Annotated in this window: 21 protein-coding genes and 5 tRNA genes; 16 read left to right on the top strand and 10 right to left on the bottom strand. The window is 70.0% G+C overall.

The window, feature by feature from the left end:
- Positions 1–21: 21 nt before the first annotated feature.
- Entirely contained in the window at positions 22–1,890 is a 1,869-nt protein-coding gene (gene hflX / locus WME82_RS02295; RefSeq protein WP_438041500.1) for a GTPase HflX, read from the top strand.
- A 45-nt stretch (positions 1,891–1,935) separates the two neighbouring features.
- Here the strand turns inward: hflX and WME82_RS02300 are convergent, their stop codons facing one another.
- From WME82_RS02300 to WME82_RS02335, 8 genes are all read right to left on the bottom strand, one after another.
- Positions 1,936–2,886, bottom strand: a complete 951-nt coding sequence (locus WME82_RS02300) for a hypothetical protein (RefSeq protein WP_438041501.1) — start codon at positions 2,884–2,886, stop codon at positions 1,936–1,938.
- Positions 2,887–2,896: 10 nt separating this feature from the next.
- Positions 2,897–4,171 (bottom strand): PEGA domain-containing protein, encoded by a 1,275-nt coding sequence (locus WME82_RS02305; protein ID WP_438041502.1) that lies wholly within the window; start codon positions 4,169–4,171, stop codon positions 2,897–2,899.
- A 174-nt stretch (positions 4,172–4,345) separates the two neighbouring features.
- On the bottom strand, positions 4,346–4,954 hold the full coding sequence (locus tag WME82_RS02310) for a precorrin-2 dehydrogenase/sirohydrochlorin ferrochelatase family protein (RefSeq protein ID WP_438041503.1): 609 nt from the start codon (positions 4,952–4,954) through the stop codon (positions 4,346–4,348).
- Positions 4,955–5,060: 106 nt separating this feature from the next.
- Positions 5,061–5,822, bottom strand: a complete 762-nt coding sequence (locus WME82_RS02315; protein ID WP_437297480.1) for a hypothetical protein — start codon at positions 5,820–5,822, stop codon at positions 5,061–5,063.
- A 122-nt stretch (positions 5,823–5,944) separates the two neighbouring features.
- Positions 5,945–7,561, bottom strand: a complete 1,617-nt coding sequence (locus tag WME82_RS02320; RefSeq protein WP_437743912.1) for a BamA/TamA family outer membrane protein — start codon at positions 7,559–7,561, stop codon at positions 5,945–5,947.
- A 51-nt stretch (positions 7,562–7,612) separates the two neighbouring features.
- Positions 7,613–8,533, bottom strand: coding sequence for a hypothetical protein (locus tag WME82_RS02325; protein ID WP_438041504.1), 921 nt, complete (start codon positions 8,531–8,533; stop codon positions 7,613–7,615).
- A 249-nt stretch (positions 8,534–8,782) separates the two neighbouring features.
- Complete coding sequence (hisIE, locus tag WME82_RS02330) at positions 8,783–9,472, bottom strand: bifunctional phosphoribosyl-AMP cyclohydrolase/phosphoribosyl-ATP diphosphatase HisIE (protein ID WP_438041505.1); 690 nt, start codon at positions 9,470–9,472, stop codon at positions 8,783–8,785.
- Between the two features lie 3 nt (positions 9,473–9,475).
- Complete coding sequence (locus tag WME82_RS02335) at positions 9,476–10,954, bottom strand: prolipoprotein diacylglyceryl transferase (protein ID WP_438041506.1); 1,479 nt, start codon at positions 10,952–10,954, stop codon at positions 9,476–9,478.
- A gap of 215 nt (positions 10,955–11,169) precedes the next feature.
- On the opposite strand from WME82_RS02335, the gene WME82_RS02340 reads away from it, so the two are divergent.
- Entirely contained in the window at positions 11,170–11,922 is a 753-nt protein-coding gene (locus WME82_RS02340; protein ID WP_437743916.1) for a hypothetical protein, read from the top strand.
- Positions 11,923–11,927: 5 nt separating this feature from the next.
- Positions 11,928–13,418, top strand: coding sequence for an MXAN_5187 C-terminal domain-containing protein (locus WME82_RS02345; protein WP_438041507.1), 1,491 nt, complete (start codon positions 11,928–11,930; stop codon positions 13,416–13,418).
- Positions 13,419–13,620: 202 nt separating this feature from the next.
- Here the strand turns inward: WME82_RS02345 and WME82_RS02350 are convergent, their stop codons facing one another.
- Both WME82_RS02350 and WME82_RS02355 read right to left on the bottom strand, forming a co-directional pair.
- On the bottom strand, positions 13,621–13,881 hold the full coding sequence (locus WME82_RS02350; protein WP_438041508.1) for a hypothetical protein: 261 nt from the start codon (positions 13,879–13,881) through the stop codon (positions 13,621–13,623).
- Positions 13,882–14,101: 220 nt separating this feature from the next.
- Positions 14,102–15,895, bottom strand: a complete 1,794-nt coding sequence (locus tag WME82_RS02355; protein ID WP_438041509.1) for a protein kinase domain-containing protein — start codon at positions 15,893–15,895, stop codon at positions 14,102–14,104.
- A gap of 729 nt (positions 15,896–16,624) precedes the next feature.
- Here WME82_RS02355 and WME82_RS02360 point away from each other — a divergent pair.
- The 13 genes from WME82_RS02360 (at position 16,625) to rplL (ending at position 22,337) form a co-directional block, all read left to right on the top strand.
- Positions 16,625–16,697: transfer RNA gene (locus tag WME82_RS02360), tRNA-Thr, on the top strand.
- 81 nt (positions 16,698–16,778) lie between these two features.
- Positions 16,779–16,860, top strand: a tRNA-Tyr gene (locus WME82_RS02365).
- Between the two features lie 73 nt (positions 16,861–16,933).
- Positions 16,934–17,006 (top strand) — tRNA-Gly (locus WME82_RS02370).
- A 16-nt stretch (positions 17,007–17,022) separates the two neighbouring features.
- Positions 17,023–17,098 (top strand) — tRNA-Thr (locus tag WME82_RS02375).
- A 52-nt stretch (positions 17,099–17,150) separates the two neighbouring features.
- On the top strand, positions 17,151–18,341 hold the full coding sequence (tuf, locus tag WME82_RS02380; protein ID WP_012233037.1) for an elongation factor Tu: 1,191 nt from the start codon (positions 17,151–17,153) through the stop codon (positions 18,339–18,341).
- 9 nt (positions 18,342–18,350) lie between these two features.
- Positions 18,351–18,521, top strand: coding sequence for a 50S ribosomal protein L33 (gene rpmG, locus WME82_RS02385; RefSeq protein WP_012233038.1), 171 nt, complete (start codon positions 18,351–18,353; stop codon positions 18,519–18,521).
- A 29-nt stretch (positions 18,522–18,550) separates the two neighbouring features.
- Positions 18,551–18,623 (top strand) — tRNA-Trp (locus WME82_RS02390).
- 87 nt (positions 18,624–18,710) lie between these two features.
- The gene (secE, locus tag WME82_RS02395; RefSeq protein WP_438041510.1) at positions 18,711–19,340 is read left to right on the top strand and encodes a preprotein translocase subunit SecE; all 630 of its coding nucleotides are present in this window, start codon (positions 18,711–18,713) and stop codon (positions 19,338–19,340) included.
- Between the two features lie 30 nt (positions 19,341–19,370).
- Entirely contained in the window at positions 19,371–19,901 is a 531-nt protein-coding gene (nusG, locus tag WME82_RS02400) for a transcription termination/antitermination protein NusG (RefSeq protein ID WP_012233040.1), read from the top strand.
- A gap of 117 nt (positions 19,902–20,018) precedes the next feature.
- Positions 20,019–20,462, top strand: coding sequence for a 50S ribosomal protein L11 (rplK, locus tag WME82_RS02405; protein WP_437743923.1), 444 nt, complete (start codon positions 20,019–20,021; stop codon positions 20,460–20,462).
- Positions 20,463–20,607: 145 nt separating this feature from the next.
- Positions 20,608–21,318, top strand: coding sequence for a 50S ribosomal protein L1 (gene rplA / locus WME82_RS02410; protein WP_012233042.1), 711 nt, complete (start codon positions 20,608–20,610; stop codon positions 21,316–21,318).
- Between the two features lie 3 nt (positions 21,319–21,321).
- A complete protein-coding gene (gene rplJ / locus WME82_RS02415; protein WP_012233043.1) occupies positions 21,322–21,852 on the top strand; it encodes a 50S ribosomal protein L10 in 531 nt (176 codons plus the stop codon).
- Between the two features lie 98 nt (positions 21,853–21,950).
- Positions 21,951–22,337 (top strand): 50S ribosomal protein L7/L12, encoded by a 387-nt coding sequence (gene rplL / locus WME82_RS02420; RefSeq protein WP_437743924.1) that lies wholly within the window; start codon positions 21,951–21,953, stop codon positions 22,335–22,337.
- The last annotated feature ends 341 nt before the right edge of the window (positions 22,338–22,678 follow it).

Genomic DNA, 22,678 nt, shown 5'->3' on the forward strand with positions numbered 1-22,678 from the left:
ACATCCCCCTTCGATTATCGAATGCCCACCCTCTACGGAAACACCACCGGACTCAGCCCCCAGGCCACCAAGACCCTCGAGCGCATCTACCGCCGCAAGGTCCCGCTCGCCAGCATCGCCACGCCCGAGCTCATCAAGGCGCTCGCCGAGGCGTCGCATGAGACGGGGCGCCAGGTCGGCGCGCTGGTGCACCGCTCGGGCGAGATCGACTACGTCATCGTCGGCGACGCGACCCGGCTGATGCTGCCGGACATCGGGCGCCTCCGCGCCGCGCAGGGCCGCTTCAGGGCGCTGCGGCTCGTCCACACACACCTCTTCAACGAGCCGCTCACCCGGGACGATCTCGTGGATCTCGTCCGTCTCCGGCTCGACCTGGTCGCGGCCGTGCAGCTCACCCCGCAGGGCGAGCCGCGGACCCTCCAGTACGCGTACAACGTGCCGGTCCACGGGAAGGAAGCGGTCACGGTGACCGTGGACGAGGCCGAGGGACGCGGCGACAGCCGCGGGGCGGCGGCGCTGCCGTATCGGACCGTGGGCCCCGTCGCGATCGGCCGCGCCGACGTCGATTTCGGCGCGCTCATCCAGGCGCTCGAGGACGAGTTCACGAAGCGGTCGCGCACGCGGTCGGTCGCGGCGAAGGACGGCCGCGCGATCCTCGTCCACGTCGCCGAGAAATCCAAGGTGGGGGCGCTCGCCCGGGCCGAGGAGAGCCTGCGCGAGCTGACCGAGCTCGCCGGCACCGCGGGCGTCGACGTCGCGGACACGGTCCTCCAGCTGCGCGATCGGCTCGACCCGCGGCTCGTGCTCGGCAAGGGCAAGCTGGACGAGGTCGTGCTGCGCGCCTCGGAGCTCGACGCGGAGACGCTGGTCTTCGACCGGGATCTGACCCCCTCGCAGGCCTCGGCGATCGCGAAGCACACGGATCTCAAGGTGCTCGACCGGACGCAGCTCATCCTCGACATCTTCGCCCAGCGGGCCGAGTCGTCGGACGGCAAGCTCCAGGTCGAGCTGGCCCAGCTGAAGTACACGCTCCCTCGCCTCGGGCAGAAGGACGACTCCCTGTCTCGCCTGACGGGCGGCATCGGCGGGCGCGGTCCGGGCGAGACGAAGCTCGAGATCGGGCGCCGCCGCGCGAAGGAGCGCGTCAGCTTCCTGGAGGCGCAGCTGAAGCGGCTCTCCCGCCAGCGCGAGCAGCGCCGCCGCCGCCGCGCCCGGCTCGGCGTGCCGGTGGTCTCGATCGTCGGTTACACGAACGCCGGCAAGAGCACGCTGCTGAACACGCTGACCGGCGCCGACGTGCTCGCCGAGAACAAGCTGTTCGCGACCCTCGACACCCGCTCGAGGCGGCTCCGTTTCCCCGAGGAGCGCGAGGTGGTGATCACCGACACCGTCGGCTTCATCCGGGAGCTGCCGAAGGACCTGTTCGCCGCCTTCCGGGCGACGTTCGAGGAGGCCGCCGACGCCGACCTCCTGCTCCACGTCGTGGACGCGAGCGATCCCGCGCGCGACCAGCACATCGAGACGACCGAGGCGCTGCTGACCGAGCTCGATCTCATCGGCATCCCCCGCATCGTGGTGTTCAACAAGGCGGACCTGATCGCCCCGGCGGAGGGGCGGCGGCTGCTCCTCGGGCACCCGGATGCGGTGGTCCTGTCCGCCACGGACCGCGAGACGACGCGGGAGCTGCTCGCGAAGCTCGCGGAGCGGCTCAAGAGCCGCTGGGAAGAGGCCGCGATGGTGCCTGCCTACGAGGCGGAAGCCGCGGAGGACGAGCTCGGGGACGGCGGGCTGTTCGAGGGAGAAGCCGAGTCGATGACGGTGCTGGGCCCGCCTTCGAGCTCCGGGGCAGGAGAGATCAGCGCGCGTGTGAGAGGGACGTTCGAGGCGTGAGCTCCGCCGGGCTCCCTGGGGAGCCCGGCGGGAGCCGGAGAGAGCTCAAGGCGTCTCCGGGATCTCCTCACACGTGAAGAGGGGGCTGGGGAGGCACTTGCCGCTCGCGCACTGCTCGTTGGTGGTGCACTCCTCGCCACCCACCAGCTTGCAAGCGCCCTTGCCGTCGCAGGCGTTGATGCCGCTGCAGTCCGCCCCGTCCTCGCTGCCGAGCGGGATGTTCGAGCACGTACCCTCCGACCCCGCGACGTTGCAGGCCATGCACGCCGTGTCGCAGGCGGCGTTGCAGCAGACGCCGTCAACGCAGAGCCCGGTGGCGCACTCGCTCGCTTCCGTGCACTCCACGCCGTTCGCGGGTTTGCACTCGCCTGCGGCGTCGCACGCCTGGCCCTCGTCGCAGCCCAGGCCCTCCGCGCCGGCCGCGGCCAGCTCGCAGGCGCCGTCTGCGCACTCGTGGCACTTCGCGCAATGCGTGTCCTCCGTGCACTCGGTGAAGCAGGCGTCGGCCTCCGGATCGCAGGCGAACTCCTCGCACGCTTTCTCCTCGCCGGGCCCGCACTCCACGCTCTCCCCGTCGCAGGTGCCGCGGCTCGTCTCGACGCCCTCGGAGCACGTCGGCTCGCCGCACTCGGTCTCGGCCTTCGAGGGGCCGCACTCGCCGTCGTCGCCCGACGCCTTGAGCGCGGCGGTGCAGGCGTCGCACTCCGCGTCGCAGGCGGCGTCGCAGCAGACGTCGTCGGCGCAGAAGCCGCTCGCGCAGTCCGTGGCTGCGGTGCACGCCTTGGCGGCGTCGCACTTCGGACAGATGGAACCGCCGCAGTCGACGTCGGTCTCTTCGTTGTTCTTCTTGCCGTCAGAACATCCGTCGTCGGGGACGTCCTCGTCCCCCGGGATGCGCGAGCGATCGACCGAGGCGATGAGCTCGCAGCCCATCCCGAGAGTCGAGAGCGCGCCAGCGCAGAGCGCCATCGCGAGAAGATGCTGTTTCTTCCACATAGTAGTCCCCTTAGAAGGTAAACCGCGCGGCGGCGCCGCCGCCTGTCGGGCTGACGAACGGAGTGACGAACGCCTTCTTCGTCACGCTCGACGCTGCGGCCTTCGCCTGGGCCGGGTCGTCGCTGAGGAGCAGGACCGCGCCGGTGACGCCGAACGTGAGCGCCACCGCGAAGGACATGTCCGCGATGAGCGCGAAGCGATCGACCTTGTCCGCGGTCTTGGTCGTCGGGGCGTCATCGAAGTCGCTCTTCGCGCCGAGCGCCTGGATTCCGAAGATCGTCCCGACCACCACACCGGCGCCCGCGAGCCCGAGGGTGACGTAGGCCGGCACCGGAGAGCGCGGCTCGATCGGCGCTGACGGCGGCGGCGGCTGCGCGGGCGGCACGTCGGCGGGCGGCGGCGGGGTGGGGGGCTGGGCCGGCGTCGCAGCGACCGGCGCCGGCGCCTGCGGCGTCAGCGTGACGTTGACCTCGCGCGCCTCGGCGAAGGTGACCTCGAGCTCCTGGCTCGCGTCGGCGAACCCCTCGGCGGAGACGGTGAGGGTGTGCTTGCCGGGCGGGACCGAGAGCTCCTTGCCGGGCTGGGCCACGCCGTCGACCGCGACCTTGAGGCCAGGCGGCGCCTCCGGGACGGTCGCGACCTTCACCTTCGCCGGCGTCTTCTTCAGGGCCTCGACGCGCGCCTGACCCTCGGCGATCTTCTCCTTGAATTTCTCGGCGTCCGGCTTCGAATCGAGGAACGCCTGCCAGGCCGCGACGGCCTCGGTGACGAGGCCCTGCTTGTCGAGCGAGAGGGCGAGCTTGTACTTCGGTGCGGCGCCGGGCACGTACTCGTCCGCCTGGCGGTACAGGTCGGCCGCGACGGTGTACTCGCCCTTGTCGAACCTGGCCTCGGCCTCCTTGTAGAGCTTCTTCGCCTCGTCCTTCTTCTGCTTCTCGGTCAGCGCCTTCTTCGGCTTGGTGGTGGTCACCTTCGTCGCGGGCTCACCGGCCTTCGCGGGAGCCGCCGTCGCGGGCGTGCCCGCCTTCGCGGGAGCCGCAGCGGGCGTCCCGGTCGCGGGCGGCGTCGCGCCGGCCGCGGGCGGCGTCGCAGCGGGGGTGGGCGCCTGCGCCGCGGATGCGGCTGGCTTCACAGGAGCCGCCGCGGCGGCCGGCTTACCTGCCGGGGGCGCAGCCGGCTTGGCATCCGTCTGCGCAGATGCCGGACTGACGCTCGTCAGCGTCAGGAGCCCAGAGACCATCGCCGCCGAGGTCAACATCGTCAGCCGGCCCGATCGTGAACGCATACCGTAAGCCCTCCTCCGCAGATAGTGTCGCGTGGGCGCCCACTTAAGCCTTGAAGGCCGCTCTACACAAGGGGTTTCGCGTTCATCCGGGGGCGCGTGCGCCTTGGCCCAGGCCCGCGCCGAGGCCCGCACCCCCGCCGCGCCCCCGCCGCTTTGGCGCGGCCTCCTCGGACATCAAGGCTCGTCGCCTCGCTCCAGCCATGCAGGGAACCGAAGCCTCGCCTCCAGCCCGAAGCCCAGGGTCGCCCGGCGCATGCGCGCGGCCCGCTCGGGGCCCCGAGGGAGGCTCTCGCGGAGCCTGCGCAGCGCCTCGATGTAGCGGGCGAACCGAGGATCCGAGAAGAGGGCGCCGAGGTCCTCCCGGATGCGCCGTATCGTTCCAGGGCTGACGCCATGGCTGCTGAAGCTCATCGTCAGTCCGGAGGCAGAGACCACCGAAGGATTGACGAAGTTCGACACCTCCGGGCGATCCAGCGTGCAGACGAGGCGCCCGGCGCCCGCGAGCTCTCCGTGGAGGCGCCGCGAGAGCGCCTCGTCGCCCGGCACGAGGAACACGATCGCCGCCCCGGCGAGGTCGCCCTCCAGGAATGCTCGCCGGTGCAGATCGAGCCGCCCCTCCCGGCTGGCTTGCTCGATGGACCCGTCGACCTGCCCTGGCGCGACGACGGAGACGCGAGCGCCCGCCGAGAGGAGGCGCTCCACCGTGTACGGCGCGTCGCCGTCCGCGCCGATGACGAGCGCCCGCTGGCCGTTGAGATCGAGCGCGATGGGAAAGAGGCGCATGGGGGTGGAGCCGACACGAACAGAGCGTCCGCGCGACGAGTGTAGACCGACGCGCCGCCCGGCGGGTGAGGTGCGTGACGCCGAGCGAGGCCGCCGCGCGCGTGGCTCAGCGGCCGGGAGATCTCTGGGGAGGAGGAGGCGGGCTGGGCGGTGGCACCGGCGGCAAAAAGGGCTGCGTGCGGAAGGCGAGCCTCCGGTCGGCGTTGCCGATGCGCGTCACGAACAGGCCGACGAAGGAGCCGAACAGCGAGTCGCCCGGCCCGATCGCCGTCGAGCCGGGCGGCCGGGTCACCCACCGCTTGATGCGATCGAGCATCTCGGCGCTCATGGGGTTCACCTCGACCAGCACGGCGACGAAATAGCGGCTGCCGTCGCGGACGAGCGATCGCTCCACGAGCGGCAGCCGCCGGGCTTCGGCGCAGTTGCGGAGCACGCCCTCGACGTTGATCGCGACCGTGCTCGACTGACCTCCGGCCTGGATCAGCTGGATCCGGAACACCTCATCCCAGAGGTCGTAGACGATCCGGCAGCTCTTGGCGGCGAGCGCGACAGGGTTGCCTCCGCTCTCGTGAAAGAGGTAGCCGCGCATCGTGATGACGGTGGGGAGCCCGCTGAGCAGCTTCTTCGAGATCTCGCCGTCGACGACGTCGCGGAAGCCCACGGTCAGCTGCACGATCGTCTTGTCGAGCGTCAAGCTCGCCACCCTGGTGGGCAGCGCGGCCGGCGCGCCGAGCGCCTGCTGCGCGTCCGCGTCAGCGATCTCCTTGGGCCCCGGCCCCTCCTGGGCCATCGACCAGCTCGCTCGGAGGGCGAGCGTCGCGAGCAGCGCGATCCCGAGCCAGCGCGCCGCTCCGCGGCCGAGCGCCACGAGCGCTCGCCGCGCCTCTCGGAGGTGCCAGGCACGGCGGCCACCGCCCGCGCGCCGCGCATCGCGCGTCGCGCGCTTCGGTCCGCGATGTGCATTGAAGCAGATCGAGCAGATCGAGCAGATCATTTCCGCTCACCGCGCCGCGCCGGGATCAGCCCGAGCAGGTTCGAGAACGCGAGCGTCACCCCGCCGACCGCCGTGTCGACCCGCAGACCGAGGTTGTAGGTGACGTCCACGGGCACGCGGGCGAAGCCCTCGTATCCGGTCGGCGCATCGGTGAACTCGCGGCGCGTCGCGAGGCCGTACAGGCCCGCGGCGCCGAAGAGATCGACGCCGTAGATGGAGCCGCGGCCGGCGTAGACCGGGATCCGGTACTCCGCCTCCAGCTTCGCGGCGAAGTCTCCGTACCGGACCTCGATGATGTCCGTGCTGAGGAAGTTCGGCGGTTGCCTCCGATCGGGCGCGAGGTCGAGCAGCCGATCCGGCAGGAGATCGGTGAGATCGCCGACGTAGAATTTCTCGAAGAAAGGCGCGTCCCCGGCTATCGCGCCGGCGAACGCCTCGACGCGGAGCACGTGCCGCAGCGGCAGGCGGAACCAGCGCTGCGCGCCGAACTCGAACTTCTGGTAGCCGTAGTCGCTGCCGAACGGCGGTACGCCCACCGTGACCGAGACCGACGCGAGCGTGCCCTGCGTCGCAAGGAAGGGCGCGTCGCGCGTGTCGTGATCGATCGCGGCGTGCAGCGACGAGAGCACCGTCTTGCCGCCAAGGATGTCGAATTCGATGGGCTCGCGGCTGTTGCCGCGCATGTGCGAGGCGACCGTGGGCACGGTCGCGTCGATCTGCTCCAGGTGGTAGTCGAGCGACAGCCGCGAGGAGGAGGAGACGTCGTGACCTGTGCCGAGCGTCGCGCCGAACCGCTTGTAGGCGACGACGGCGTAGCCCGTGACCTCGCGCTGCTCGAGCAACGGGGACTCGAAGACGACGTCCCGGTTGCCGAAGAAGTCACGGGCGTCGTTGTAGAGCACCGTCACCGTGGCCGACCAGCGGGTCCCCACGAACGCGGGGTCGACGAAGCGGGTCCTCAGCGCGAGCTGGTCGGCCGCGAGCCCGACGCCGGCGCCGAGCGTGATCCCTGTGCCGGCGAGGTTGGTCTCGGCGACCTGCACGCCAGTGAACGCGGAGAGCGGCTTCGCGTTGCCCGCGGTGTCCTCGTCGGCCGCGATGCCGAGCCAGAGGTCCTGCACGACGAACGTGTTGCGCTCGACGACGTCGATCACGAGCGTCGCGCTCCCGCGCTCGACCCCCTTGCGGAGCGAGAAACCGACCGAGGCGAAGAACCCGGTCCCGAGGAGGCGGTAGCGCGTGAGCTCGATCTCCGGATCCTCGACGTCGAGCAGGTCCCCCGCGCGGAACCTGACGTAGCGGAGGATCACGCGCGCGGCGGTCCGCACGTTGCCTCGGATCTCGATGCCGTCGAGGGTGTACCGGACGCGATGCCTCTCCTGGAGCGCCGCGCCGGGCGACGGCGCCGCCGCGAGGGGGGGCGCGGAAGCGTGCGGCGCTCGCTCCTGCGCCGTGGCTTCTGCGCCGGCGGCCACCGCGCCTTGCCCGAGCGCGCGCCTCGGGCACGTCCCCAGGAGCAACGCGCACCAGAGCGCGAGGTGGGCGCGGCCGAGCGCAGGGGGCAGGGGGATGGCCCGGGAGCGTGAAGAGCTCCGGAATCGAGGTGGATTCACGGGATTCCTGCAACGCCGCCGAAGCCTCCCGAGGCGTCGGCGACGCGCCCTTCAGCAGCGCACCCTAGCACGATCGATCTCCTCGCCGGAGGAATCGGTCGCGTCGAGATCGACCCCCGCCGCGGCGTCCTCGGCGACGGCGTCGGAGGGGACAGGGGGCGACGGCGCCCTGCAGCGGATCTGCGCCGCAGCGGTCACGCGCTGTGGCCAACGTGCATCGCGCGGCGTCGGGGCGGGCTCGGTGTGCTCTGCCAGCACGAGCAGATCCAGCCGGGCCGGCGTCGGCTCGATCAGGTGATCGGCCGCGGCGAGCAGCAGCGCCCGGACCTCGGTCCGGACGCTGGCCTCGCGCGCCCAGCGCGCGCCGACGCTCGCGGCGATGGCGCGGGCGAGGAGGAGCTCGGCGCGGCCGCGCACGTCCGCGGGGATCCAGTCCGCGATGAGCGGATCCGCGAGCATGGATAACGTCTTGCGCAGCGCGGTGACGCGGCGAGGGCCGAACCTGTCCGGCGCGCGCTCCGCGTGGCGCGCGAGGCGCCCTGCCCTGCGGAGCGCGCGCCTCGCCGCCCTGCCGACCACCGCGCCGTGCACGGTGAGCCGTTCGCGCGGCGCATCGACGGCGCGCAGCACCGCGGCCAGCGAGACCCCGCCCGCGATCACCAGCGCGATCGTCACCGCCGTCGCCTCGAGGCCGTGCAGCTTCCAGCCGCCGGTCGCCGCGACGAAGGCGCAGGCCGACGCCAGCAGGAGCGCCAGGGAGCCCAGCGCGCCTGCGGTGTGCGAGCGGCCGCGCCAGGAGCCCTCTTCGCCGTGGAGGGTCCGCGCGTAGCCGTCCGGCGCGATGAGCCGTCCTCCGCTCGGGATGAGGCCCACCATGGCTCGCCGCGCCGCGCGCCCGAGGCCGACCTCCAGCGGGCCGAGCTCGATGCCGGGCGGCTCACGGAACGGGCTCACCCATCCAGAATAGCCCATCCGCCGCCCTCACGGAGGGCGGGGGCCGGCGCGCAGCTGCAGCGGCGAAGCCTCGCCGTCTGCCGCCTCGCTCTCGCGGGCGCCACCGCCATCGGGGTGATCCTGATCGGCAGCCCGGTTGCGGCGACAGGGCTTCGTCCGTCTACGACGGGCTCTGCGGTTGCTGACAGCGCAGCGCCGCGGACAGCGCAGCGCGGCGGATCACGAAGCGTGAGCCGCCGCCACATCGAGGCAGCGACGCGCGGCGCATCACGGCTTCCCCGGGCTGTCCTTCTGTGCCCGCGATGCCTTCTCGGCGAGGCCGCTCGTGCCCATGCGTGACGCGAGCGCCGAGAGCACCGCGCGCAGCGGGACGCCGCGCGACGCGATGCCGACCAGCAGGTGGTAGATGACGTCCGCCGCTTCGGACGCGACGCGCTCGTCGCTCTCCCCGGCGATCGCCTGGGCCAGCTCGCCGGCTTCCTCGCGGAGCTTTGCGCCGAGGAGCGGCGCGCCTCCGTCGAGCAGCTTCCGGGTGTAGCTCTTCGTCGCCGAGGACGCCTTGCGCGCCTCGATCTCGCGCTCGAGGGACTCGAGCAGCGCGGACGCGTCCTGCCCCTCGTCGGCGGCCTCGGGCTCCCCGTCGCCGCGGGCATCGACCTGCCGGAAGAAGCAGCTCGCGCTCCCCGTGTGGCACGTCGGGCCGCGGGGCTCCGCGAGGATCAGGAGCGCATCCCCATCGCAGTCGGCGTGGACGCTCGTCACCGCGAGCGTGTTGCCGCTCGTCGCCCCCTTCTCCCAGAGCTCGCCGCGCGATCGGCTGAAGAAGGTGGCGCGCCCCGTCTCGAGCGTCCTCGCGAGCGACTCCCGCGTCATGTACGCGAGCATCCGGACCTGCCCGGTCAGCCGATCCTGCACGACGGCCGGTACGAGCTTGCCCTCTCCGAATGCGATCTTCACGGTCTATGCCTCTCCGGTGGTGTCGGGCGCCTCGGCGGCGCCGGTTTCGCGGGCCGTCGTCCGGCCTTCGTCCTTTGCGCTGCCGCGCCTGGCCCGCGACGGCGCGTCGCCGGCCTTCGGCGGCGCGCTCCGCTTCTTTCTCGGCGTGTCGTCCTCGTCCTCGTCGTCCTGGTCCTCGTCGTCCTGGTCCTCGTCGTCGCCGTCTGCTTGCTTGTCGGCGGCCGCGGCGGGGCTCTCCGGGAGGCTGAGCGCCATCGCCTGCTCCGGGTGGTCCAGGGCGGCCTTGTAATAGACCGCGAACGCGATCGACGCCGCGAGCCCGGTCGCCAGCGCGACGGCCTGGGAGGTCGAGTACTGGAGGGTCGCGGAGGCGGCGAACGTCTCGGGCCTGAGGGCCAGGTACAGGGCGACCGCGGGGACGAAGGAGAGCACCTGCGTCACCTTGCGCACCATGTTGTCGCGGAGGAGGTGGGAGAACCCGATCGTGTACCCCACGGCGAAGATCACGAGGCCGGCCGGGAGCAACACGTGCTCCGGGAGCGACGGCGGGATCGAGCCGCGCTCCGCGTCGTCGCGGAGGAGCTCGAGCAGGTAGCGGCAGACGCCGTAGGAGAACGTGAAGAGGAGGAAGATCTCGCCACGGAACTTCTGCCGGCGGCGCGCGAGGAGCAGGAGCGCGAGCAGCCCTGCGCCGACGAGCGCCTCGTAAATCTGCGTCGGGTGCACGGCGAGCGACGCCTCGGAGCTCGGATCCAGCCCGCGCTCCTTGACGTGCTGCACCCACGCCGGGGACCCGCTGCCGTGGTCCAGCGTGCCCTCGGCCCAGCGCGGGAACGTGCCGAGCTTCTTCAGCCAGGCGGGCGCCGTCTCGCCGAGCGGCCGGCCGAAGTCGCAGCCGAAGAGGTAACACCCGATGCGCGTGATCATCAGGCCCGAGGCGAGGCTCGGGACGGCGACGTCGGCCCAGGGGAGCAGCGGGATGCGATGGGAGCGCAGGAACAGGTACGAGCCCAGGAAGCCGCCCAGGAAGCCGCCGTACGCCACCAGCCCGCCGCGGCGGATGTCGAACATCGCGCCGAACGAGTCGAACTCGTCGAGGTTCGTGAGGATGTAGAGCACGCGCGACCCGACGACCGCGGCGAGCGCGGTGACGACGTAGCAGTTGGCCATCGTCTCCTTCGGCAGGCCGTCGCGCTCCGCGAGCCCGAGCGTCAGGTACCAGCCGACCACGAGCGAGAGCCCGAGCATGACACCGTAGCTGTAGATGGGCAGCGGACCCAGGGTGTAGGTCTGCTCCTTGACCTGGGAGGCGATCGCCGCGAGCGCGACGCCTGCGATGCCCGCGGCCGTCGCGCCTGGCTTGTTCTTCGCGATGAGCAGCCCGATCGCGCCCGCGAAAGCGATGCCCGCAGCGATCAGGAAGACCCAGAGAAGGGGCACGGTCCAGGCGGGCAGCGGGACGCGGAACAGGATGGGATGCATGGCGCCTCTCCTTACGCCTGGGCTTGGGGACCATCAAGCATCGTCTCTCGCGCATGACGCAGCGAGCCAAAGCGTTCGCTGACGCTGGTCCAACCGCGCCGGGCGATCTCGATGTGCCCGGGCCGTCAGCGCAGCGCGAAGTTCTCCCCACCCTGTCGACGGCGCCCGCGAAGCGGCTCTCGAAGTCCGCGCGCGCCGCTGCTAGCATCGATTCCGTGCTCTCTGGCCGTGCCACCGTCGGGGTCTTCGCAGTGCCTGGGCTGCTCGTGAGCGCGGCGTGTGTTCCCGAAGGGCCGGCCACGGGGGACGCGAGCGCGCGGCCAGCCGGGACGGTCGCGTCGTCGGTCTCCTCGCCGACCGCGGGCGCCGCTCCGGGAGCGCAGGGGGCGGGCGTGTTCGAGGACGACTTCAACCGGCCGGCGCTCGGCCCCGACTGGAACGCCTTGAGCTCCAAGTGGGCCATCGACGAGGGGCAGCTCTGCGTGCGCGCCGCGAGGAACCGCGGCGTGTGGTTGAAGCGGCCGCTGCCGGAGAACGCCCGGATCGAGTTCGACGCCATCGCCGAGGCCCCAGATGGCGATCTCAAGGCCGAGCTCTGGGGAGACGGTCGGAGCGGGGCGACGGCGGCGAGCTACACGAACGCGACGAGCTACCTCGTGATCCTCGGGGGATGGAAGAACACGAAGCACGTGCTCGCGCGCCTCGACGAGCACAGCGCCGAACGGCTGGAGATCGACGTGGACCCGGACAGCGACGACGACCGCGCGCGGCCGGTCGCGCCGGGGCAACCGTATCGCTTCCGGATCGAGCGTCGTGACGGCAGGACCCTCTCCTGGTCGGTGAACGACGTCGAGTATCTGGAGCTCAGCGACCCTGCTCCGCTCTCCGGTCCAGGGCACGAGCACATGGGCTTCAACGCATGGGATGCGCCGGTCTGCTTCGACAACCTGCGCATCACGCCCCTCTAGCCGCGATGGAATCGGGTGAGGTCGAACGGGAGCTCGAGGAGCTGGAGACGCGCATCGAGCGGCTGCGCGCGCTCTACGAGCAGTATTTCATGGGGATCGAACGGCTGGAGCCGCTCATCCCGCGCAAGGACGTCGAGCGTCGCATCTGGGTGATGCGGCGGGAGCAGATCAGGAACACCGGGCTCCGGTTCAAGTTCCAGATGCTGATCCAGCGCTACAACACGTTCCAGCAGTACTGGGGCCGCATCTCGCGCGAGATCGAGAACGGCACGTACCGCCGCGACGTCATCCGCGCAGCGAAGCGGGTCGGAGCGAAGGAAGCGCTCACGATCGTCGGCCGCAAGCGGGCAGAGCGCTACGCGGAGCTCGCCGAGCAGCAGGAGACAGCGCGCGAGCCGGTCCACCGCGCCGATGACAGCGGCGGTCACGAGGAGATCGACGTCGACGACGAGGCGGTCACGCTGGCGCCCCCGCCCTTGCCCGCCGCGTCGCTTTTGGGAAAGCGATCGCTGGCCGCGCTGGCCGCCGAGGAGGCCGCGCCTCGCGCCGCGGTCGCGCCGCTGACCGCACCGGAGGCGTCGAGCGCGGCGCCGGCCAGCTCGCCGGTGCGTCCTGCGCTCGCGCCGCCCGCCATGCCGCAGGCCGCCGCGGCCGTGAAGCCCGCGCCGCTGGGAGGGCTGCCCCGGGGGCTCGGCCTGACCAGGCCCCAGCAGAAGCCGGCGGAGAGCAAGCCGGCAGAGGCGAAGCCGGCCGAGGCCTCGCCAGCAGGCGCGAAGTCGCCGGCGCGCCCTGCCGTCGACAAGGCTCAGCCTGCGGCGGGCGCGAACAGCCGTCAGCGGCTCGCCGAGCTCGCGGCGGAGATGCGCGCTCAGCGCACCAAGACCGGCGACGCGGCGAAGGCCGCGGCCGGGCCTCCAGACGCGTTGACGGACGTCGCGCCCGAGCCTCCGCCTGCTCCGAAGCGACCGCCGCCCCCGAGCCCCGTCAAGCCTTCTCCTGGCGCTCCGGCCGAAGCCCCAGCGGTCGCTGCGGCCGCCGCGGCGGGCGAAGCGAAGGGCACCGGAGCGAGGCGGCAGGAGCGCATCCACTCGGAGCGCCCGCCGTCGGCCCGGCGCCGTCGCTCCACCGCGCCGCCTGCGGCGGAGACCGGCGCGGCGAGCGGCGCCCGGCATACGGCGCCGCGGACGCCGTCGCGCCCCCCGGAGGCCGCGCGCGCCGGCCTCGACGCCGCGGTGCGCGCGCGACCCGCGCCCCCGCAGCGCTCTGCTGCGCGCGACGACGAGCTCCCGGAGCAGCGGCTGCGTCAGATCTACGCGAAGTACGTCGAGACGAAGCGCGCCGCGCGTGAGTCGACGGCCGGCGTCACCTACGAGCGCCTGGCGGAGAGCCTCCGCGCGCAGGCAGCGAAGCTGCGTGCGACGAACCCGGCCAAGTCCGTCGACTACGATGTCGTCGTCAAGGACGGCAAGACCCTGCTGAAGCCGATCCTCAAGTAGCCGAAGATAGGCAAGGAGCCGAAGATCGGCTGGCAGCAGGGCGGACGCGACGTCCCAGGGCGGGGACCGACGCGCGACCGACGTTCGGCGGCGAACGCCAGGAGCGTGAGCTCGCCGAGCCAGGCTCGGTTCGCTGAGACGCTCCCGAGGACGCTCGCGTCGTCAGACGGTCGGACTGCGCGGATGAGGATGTTCCGGCGGATCAGTGATGCGCGACGCGGCGCCAAAGCTGCGGCAGTCGCTGGACCCGCGCAGGTACTCCGGCGTCGTCCTCGACGAAGAGGATCGCACACGCCGTGCGGTCGGCCTCGCGCATCCTCGCGCATAAGTCGGCCAGGTCATCGTCGGCGTCCACAACGTCGGCTTCGGCCGGCTGGGAACAGCCTTGAATGTATTTGACATTGTCAAGGGCGATCCATCGCCCAACGAACTCTTTCGATCGACATATGTCGCGCCAGCTCATTCGAGGCGCGACCAAACGAATCTTACTGCCCATTTCCCGTGAGCGACCTTCTCCCCCGTGTTCCAAAGTCAAGCGCCGACCAAACAAAGCCAGGGCGCGGCGTGCACTGAACTTTCAGAACTGTCGGGGCAGGATCTAGCACCGGTCAAAATCGGGCGTCAAGGCAAGCCTGGAACAGCCCGGACCCGCTGAGCGTTGTGTCCGATCCGGCCCACTTCCTTCATCGACATTGCGCTGGCAGCTGGGACATCGCCTCGCCCGCCCCGATCCGCGCGGCGGCCAAGGCGTGGGACTTCGCCGCGCACCCCTTGGACGCGACCGCCCGCTTGGCGCTCGCGCTGATGGCGGCCCTCGCCTCGGCCTTCTTGGGGCCATCGCAGGACGCGAAGCGCTTCACGGCGAGATCCGTGTTGCCGCCGTTCGCCAGGTTGATCGCGGCCCTGCACTCCTGCTCCGCCTTCTCGTTGCCGGGCGGCGGGACCTTGGGCGCGGTGGTCGCGGTCGGAGTCGACGTGTTCTTCGGGGTGTCCGGAGCCGGTTTGTCCGGGCCGGTGGGCTCGGGCGGGGGAGGCTCCGGGGTGGTCGTGGGCGTGCTCGTGGGCGTGCCCACGGGATCCGACGCCACGGTGACCGACGGCGCGCCGGTGGGCAGCGGGATCGCGGTCGACGTGCTCTCCTCCGTCGTGCTCCCGCCGCTCCCCTTCGTCATCATGACGACGCCCACGACGCCGAGCACCGCGACGGCCGCGACCGCGGCGAGGATCGGAGCTGCCTTGCTCTTCTGCGGCGCCGGCGGCGGCGCGGGGAACACCTGGCCGCTGCCCGTGGGCACGGCCGGGTGCGCCGGCACGGCAGCCTGATCCATGACCGTCGCGGCCTGATGGGCCTGATGGTTGACGACGGTCCTCACCGGTCCCGATCCCGTGGGCGGCCCCGCGACGAACAGCGGCTCCCCGAGCTGCGTCTGACCCGAGCGCGACGGCATCAGCGCCGTCCCGCTGGTCGGCGCGTCGCTCCCGACGAGGGTGCGCGGCGCCGCCGCGAGCACCGAGAGGCGGGCGCCCGCGCCGATCGTGAGATCCTCGTAGAACTCCCGCGCCGACTGCTGCCGGTCCTCGCGCCTCTTGCTGAGGGCTCTCATGACGGCGGCCTTCATCTTCGGCGGGGCCGCGGCGCCCATCGGCACGGCCTCGAACGGGAACGGCTGCGCCGTCATGTGCTGCGTCGCCCATGCCCACGGCGTGTCGGCGTCGAACGGCAGGCGCCCGGTGAGCATCTCGTAGGTCAGCACGCCGAGCGAGTAGACGTCGCTCCGCGCGTCGAGCTCGGTCCCCGTGAACTGCTCGGGGCTCATGTACGGCGGGGTGCCGAGCACCGTCCCCTGCTGGGTCAGCTTCTGCTCGGCCTTGGCGCTGCGCTCGTCGCGCTTCGCGATGCCGAAGTCGAGGACCTTGACGTAGTCCTCCTCGCCGGCGCGCCTGGTCAAGAAGATGTTGGCGGGCTTCAGGTCGCGGTGGACGATCCCCTTCTCGTGGGCCTCCTGGAGCGACCCGCACGTCTGCGCGATGATGCGATCGACGCGCTCGGGAGAGAGCGCGCCGCCCCGCTCGAGCGCCGTCTCCAGCGACTGCCCGTTGAGGAGCTCCATCGCGATGTAGAGCTCCCCGGTGTTCGTCTGCCCGAAGTCGTAGACTTTGATGGTGTTCGGGTGCTCGAGCTCGCTGACCGTGCCGCACTCCCGCATGAAGCGCGCGACCACCTGCGGATCCTTCGCGTGCTGCGAGAGGAGCGTCTTGATGGCGACCTTCCGCACCGACGTGCCCATCGGCTGCTCGCCGTTGTAGACGCGGCCCATCCCGCCCTCGCCGAGCACGCCGATGATGCGGAACCGGCCGCCGACGATGGCGCCGATGAGCGGGTCTGCTTCCACCGGCGCGACAGGGAGGAGCGCGCCGCACGTGGCGCAGAAGCGCGCCCCATCGATGTTTGGCTGATGGCAAGCGGGACATTCCATGCGATCGAACCTCTACCCCCGAAGCATGACGGAACGCGATCGTCGCGTCGGGCCGCTCCGCGGCGCGCCCGGGCGAGCGTGCGCCGGGCAGGATCGCAGCAGCCGTGAGCGGAGCGCAAGGGACCTCTCGCTCGCCCGAGGCGCCGCCGACGCGCGCCGTCGTCGCCCTCGTCTTCGCCCCCTCGTTCAAGTTCGCTTGCGTTCGCGTTCACGCGGCTGCTCGTCCGAGGCGCGCCGTCGCTGCGCGCGGCGTTCGGCGCGGGCACGCGGCGCGCGGAGCGCAGCTGCGTGAGCACCTCGCCGCTGCGCTCCGCGCGCCGCGGGAGCGTGCTCCTCGACGTCCGCACTTGAAAACCGGGAGCGCTCGAGCGAGATCGGCGCCGTCGGAGGACGCCGGTGCTCTGGAGCGCCCGCGCGGCCAGACCGCGCTCTCCCAGCCGATTCCAGCGAAACGGACGAAAACGATGCACACCGCTTGACACGTCTCTTGCAGGGGGCTAAGAGCCTCCTCCCTTCGCGGGACTCGTCTACCTTCGGAGCGACGTGAGCGGCACCAACAGCTTCACCTCGCTGCGGTCCAGCCCGGTCGGGACACTCCGAACCGTGCAGGCAGGCGGTCCAGCAGGGCCGGGAGTTGATTGCTCGCACAGAAGTGATCGGTCTTGGGACATTTCGCTAGGTCAGCACGCACGTTTCCCGGAGCCCGGGGACGGGCAGCGGGTGGATGCCGCTGGCGTAGCTCAATCGGTAGAGCACCTGCCTTGTAAGCAGGGGGTTAGGGGTTCAAGTCCCCTCGTCAGCTCCGATGCAAGGCGACCGGTCGGTGGTTCGGGAGGTCAGGGCAGAGACAAAGTCGGCAAAATCTAATAAATAGAGAAAATCTGGAGGGTTGCCCGAGCGGCCAAAGGGAGCAGACTGTAAATCTGCCGGCAATGCCTACGATGGTTCGAATCCATCACCCTCCACCGGAGCGACGTTTCGCTCCGAAGGCGGTCCGACCAGGAACCAGATCCGCCGGGTCACTCCCGACGGAAGCCCGCGGGCGTAGCTCAGTTGGTAGAGCGTCAGCCTTCCAAGCTGAACGTCGCCGGTTCGAACCCGGTCGCCCGCTCCGTGGTCGGTCGTTTGCCCACCTAGCTCAGTTGGCAGAGCACGTCCTTGGTAAGGACGAGGTCGTCGGTTCAATCCCGATGGTGGGCTCCAACGAGGACAGCGAAACGCAGTCGCGAACTTCATTTCGGCAGGAGACATCTCGATGGCCAAGGAGAAATTCACTCGTACGAAGCCGCACGTGAACGTGGGCACCATCGGCCACATCGACCACGGCAAGACCACGCTCACGGCGGCGCTCGTCAAGGTGCAGTCGAAGCGCAACCTGGCGAAGGCGATCTCGTACGCCGACATCGCGAAGGGCGGGACGGTCCGTGACGAGACGAAGACGGTGACCATCGCGGCGGCGCACGTCGAGTACGAGTCGGCGAACCGCCACTACGCGCACGTCGACTGCCCCGGGCACGCCGACTACATCAAGAACATGATCACCGGCGCGGCGCAGATGGACGGGGCGATCCTCGTCGTGTCGTCGCTCGACAGCGTGATGCCGCAGACGCGCGAGCACGTGCTGCTCGCCCGGCAGGTCGGCCTGAACCACATCGTCGTGTTCCTCAACAAGTGCGACGCGGTGGACGACCCGGAGATGCTCGACCTGGTCGAGATGGAGGTCCGCGAGCTCCTGTCGAAGTACAAGTTCGACGGGGACAACGCGCCGGTGGTCCGTGGCGCGTCGCTGCCGGCGCTTCAGGGCGACCCGAAGTGGGAGGAGACGATCCAGCAGCTCCTCAGCGCGCTGGACAGCTACATCCCCGAGCCGGTGCGCGACATCGACAAGCCGTTCCTGATGGCGATCGAGGACGTGTTCTCGATCAAGGGCCGCGGCACGGTGGCCACGGGCCGCATCGAGCGCGGCGTGATCAAGGTCGGCGACGAGGTGCAGATCATCGGCTTCAAGGACACGAAGAAGTCGGTCGTGACCGGCGTCGAGATGTTCCGCAAGCTGCTCGATCAGGGGCAGGCGGGCGACAACGTCGGGTGTCTGCTCCGCGGCGTGGAGAAGGAAGAGATCGAGCGCGGCCAGGTGCTTGCGAAGCCTGGGTCGATCACGCCGCACACGAAGTTCACCGGTGAGGTGTACGTCCTCAAGAAGGAGGAGGGCGGGCGCCACACGCCGTTCTTCACCAACTACCGGCCGCAGTTCTACATCCGGACGACGGACGTGACCGGCACGGTGAACCTCCCCGAGGGGGTGAAGATGGTGATGCCGGGCGACAACATCACGATGACGATCGAGCTCATCGCCCCGGTCGCGCTGGAGGAGCAGATGCGCTTCGCCATCCGCGAGGGCGGCAAGACGGTGGGCGCCGGCGTCGTCACCAAGATCCTCGCGTAGGAGGCCGACGTGGGCGAGCAGGCCGGTGGGTGGCGTGCGGCGCGCATCGCCGTCTCACTGGCCTGCCGCGAGTGCAAATCGCGGAACTACAAGACCACGAAGGCGCCGGACCAGGTGGTGTCGCTCAAGAAGTTCTGCAAGCAGTGCAAGAAGCACACGGTTCACGACGAGACGAAGTGAACGAGTGCTCAGGAAGGCGCAGCGATTCTAGGGGTATAGCTCAGTTGGTAGAGCAGCGGATTCCAAATCCGCAGGTCGGGAGTTCGAGCCTCTCTGCCCCTGCCGGGGGATGTGGGCGCCTCAGGGCCGCCCCTGGATCCTCACCGAGCAGGCCATTGTCTGCCGCGGGTCGGCGCGTTTGGTGTTGTTATGGCGAAGGGTCAAAAAGACAAGCCGCCGACGAAGGTCGCGGAGGACGAGGAGCCGGAAGAATCCGGACCGAGCTCGCCTGCCGAGGACTCGTCCCTCGTGACGCAGAGCGAGGGGACGGGGGCTGCTGACGCGAACGACGCCGAGGCGCCGCGTGCCGATGAATCGAACGACGCCGATGAGGCCGAGGGCGAGGAGGTCGCGGCCGCTCAGCTTGGCTCGGAGCGCTATGTGCTCGCCGGCTTCTTCGCCGCGGGGATGCTGCTCGCCTACCTGCTCGGCAAGGTCGTCCATGGCGTCTGGGCGACCCTCGCCAACAAGGACTGGTTCAGCCGGGCGCTGCCGGCGCTCTCCGCGGTGGGTGACGATGACAAGACGACGTACGGCATGATCGTCGGCGGCGTCGTCGCGCTGGTCGTCGTGTTGCGCGCATTCCGCAACGCCGAGCTTCGCGCCTGGAGCGACGAGGTCGCCGCCGAGCTGGCGAAGGTGAAGTGGCCGACCAAGAAAGAGGTGACGAATGCGACGTTCGTCGTCATCGCGACGACCACCGTGGCGACCCTCTACCTGGCGCTGCTCGACCGCTTCTGGGCATTCGTGACCAACATCGTTTACGGCGATGGAAGCTGAAGCAGGGAGACCCTGAGGGAATCAAGCGCCATGGCCAAGAAGTGGTACGTCATCCATACCTACTCGGGATACGAGGCGAAGGTGCGCGACGCGCTCCAGCAGCGCGTGAAGCAGTACAGCCTGGAAGATCGGTTCGGCGAGATCCTCATCCCGAGCGAGACGGTCACGGAGAACCGTCCCGGCGGTAAGACCCGCGTACGTCAGAAGCTCAGTCTGCCCGGCTACATCTTCGTGGAGATGGAGATGAACGAGCAGGTCTGGCACCTGGTCAAGGACACGCCCAAGGTGACCGGCTTCATCGGCAACCAGACGCCGCAGGAGGTCCCGATCGTTCAGATCGACAATCTCCGGCGGGGGATCGTCGAAGGGGCGGTCAAGCCGAAGCCGCGGCTCACGTTCGAGGTGGGTGAGGAGGTGCGGGTCCTCGACGGCGCCTTCGCGAACTTCACCGGCACGGTCGATGACGTGAAGATGGACAAGCAGAAGCTCAAGGTGAAGGTCAGCATCTTCGGCCGACCCACCAGCGTTGAGCTCGACTTCTCAGCCGTGGAGAAGCGCTAGCCAGGAACGGACGGCTGCAAACCTGCGGGCGAGCACCGCGCCTCCGCGGTGCTTCGCTGTTTCTCTGAATAGTAGACCGCCCGTCGGGCGGCGGTTCGATAGGGTGCGAGATTCATCATGGCGAAGAAAGTCACAGGGTACGTGAAGCTGCAGCTTCCGGCGGGCAAGGCCAACCCGTCGCCCCCCGTCGGTCCGGCGCTCGGCCAGCACGGCGTCAACATCATGGCGTTCTGCAAGGACTTCAACTCGCGGACGGCGACGCAGGGGGACATGATCATCCCGGTGGTGATCACGGTCTACTCGGACCGCTCGTTCACGTTCATCATGAAGACGCCGCCGGCCTCCGTGCTCCTCAAGAAGGCGGCGGGGCTCGAGACGAAGAAGAAGCCGGGCGCGGGCTCCAAGGAGCCCAACAAGGTCAAGGTGGGCAAGGTCACGCAGAAGCAGCTGAAGGAGCTTGCCCAGCTCAAGATGCAGGACATGAACACGACGAACCTCGAGTCCGCGATGCGCAGCATGGCGGGCACGGCGCGCTCGATGGGCATCGACGTCGTCGACTGAGGTGGTCGTGGCGCTCCCCGCCGTCGGGGATGCGCCCCGCCGCGCCGGGCGCCCCGAGAGCGGCGCCCAGCGGGCCAGAAGCAAGATTTACCACGGTAGTTTGAGGCGCACCGTGGGAGGCGAGAGCCGTTAAGAAGGAGGGCATGTGCCGAAAGTCGCCAAGAAGAAGGTCGCAGCGCGGGCAGTCGTCGACCGCGCTCGAAAGTACACATTGCAGGAGGCGTGCGCGCTCGTGAAACAAGCGGCGCCCGCCAAGTTCGACGAGACGGTGGACCTCGCGGTCCGGCTGGGTGTCAACCCGCGGCACGCAGACCAGATGGTTCGTGGCGCCGTCGTGCTCCCGCATGGGACGGGGCAGTCGCTTCGGGTCCTGGTGTTCGCCAAGGGCGAGAAAGCCAAGGAGGCCGAGGCGGCCGGCGCCGACTTCGTCGGCGAGGCGGATCTCGTGAACAAGGTCCAGGAAGGCTTCATGGACTTCGATCGCGTGATCGCCACGCCCGACATGATGGGTCTGGTGGGCAAGCTCGGCCGTATCCTCGGTCCGCGCGGCCTGATGCCGAACCCGAAGGTCGGGACCGTGACGTTCGACGTGAAGACGGCCGTCTCGGAGGCGAAGGCCGGCAAGGTGGAGTACCGTGTCGAGAAGGCGGGCATCGTGCACGCGCGGATCGGCAAGGTCTCCTTCGCGGAGAACGCGCTCCACGTGAACGCGGACGCGCTGATCCAGGCGCTCGTCCGGGCCAAGCCGGCGACGGCCAAGGGCATCTACCTCCGGAGCATCACGATGTCTTCGACGATGGGCCCCGGGGTTCGCATCGACCCGGTCCACTTCATCGGCAAGACGGAGGAGGCGTAGCCCATGGAACGGTCCCAGAAGGAAGTGCTGATCGGCTCCGTCCGGCAGAAGTTCGAGCGGATGTCTTCCGCGGTCTTCCTGGACTTCAAGGGGATGAACGTCGAAGCGGTCACCAAGCTTCGCGATGAGTTCCGGAAGTCCGGCGTGGAGTACCGGGTCGTGAAGAACACGCTCGTCCGCCACGCCATCAAGGAGCACCCCTGGGCGAAGACCCTCTCGAAGAGCCTGACCGGCATGACCGGCGTGGCTTGGAGCTACGAGGATCCGAGCGCGGCAGCCAAGGTCGTCAAGGCGTTCCGCAAGGACAACCAGAAGCTGCAGATCAAGGCGGGGCTCATCGAGGGGCAGATCCTCTCGGGGGACGCCGTCGAGACGCAGCTCGCGACGATGCCCGGCAAGGATGAGCTTCGTGCCACGCTGCTCGCGACGCTGCAGGCGCCGCTCCAGCAGTTCGTGCAGCAGCTCAACGCGCCTCTCCAGAATTTCGCCTATCTCCTGAAGGCGAAGGAAGAGGAAGCGGGTAAGCAGGCCTGAGAGGGTGCTTTCGTATCAATTGGGCCTTGCGCCCGTCTGGTTTTGGTTTACATCGCCCCCTCCCCGGGGCGCGCAGAAGAGTTTGAAGGAGTCTTGCAATGGCTGAGATCACGCGCGAGCAGGTCGTCGATTACCTCTCCAACCTCCCTGTCATCCAGATCGCCGAGCTCATCAAGGACCTCGAGAACAAGTGGGGCGTCAAGGCTGCCCCCGCGGCCGTCGCCGTCGCGGCCGGCCCCGCGACCGCCGCTCCGGCCGAGAAGGCCCCGGAGCAGACCGAGTTCGACGTCATCCTCGCGAACGCGGGCAGCAACAAGATCGGCGTCATCAAGGCGATCCGCGAGATCACCGGTCTGGGCCTGAAGGAGGCGAAGGACCTGGTCGAGGCCGCGCCGAAGACCGTCAAGGAGCAGGTTTCCAAGGCGGACGCGGAGGAGATGAAGAAGAAGCTCGTCGAGGCAGGTGCTACCGTCGAGCTCAAGTAACGATCACCGCTCCCTGCAAGGGAAATCGGGATCCGCCGGCGGACGGCGGCAGGGGCGGTCGTCCCTGCCGCACGTCCCGCTTTTGTCTGATGAACGGGACCGCGTTTGCGGGCCCTCGCGCAACGCTGAAGAGGGCCGCGAGTACGGGTCCTCGGTCAATCCTGAAGAGGACCGCGGGTGCGGGTCCTCGGCCAACGTCGGAGCTCAATGGGTCGCCACGCGGTCCGCTCTGCCCCCACAACCAAGATGTTTTGGGTCCTCATTCCCTGGGGACGCTCGCTCGCCATTCGTGCGTAGCTTCGTGTTCGTTGCTCGGTTCGAGCCGTGCGCCCGCCCCGCAC

The sequence above is a fragment of the Sorangium sp. So ce128 genome, from assembly GCF_051525245.1.
GTDB lineage: Bacteria > Myxococcota_A > Polyangia > Polyangiales > Polyangiaceae > Sorangium > Sorangium cellulosum_B.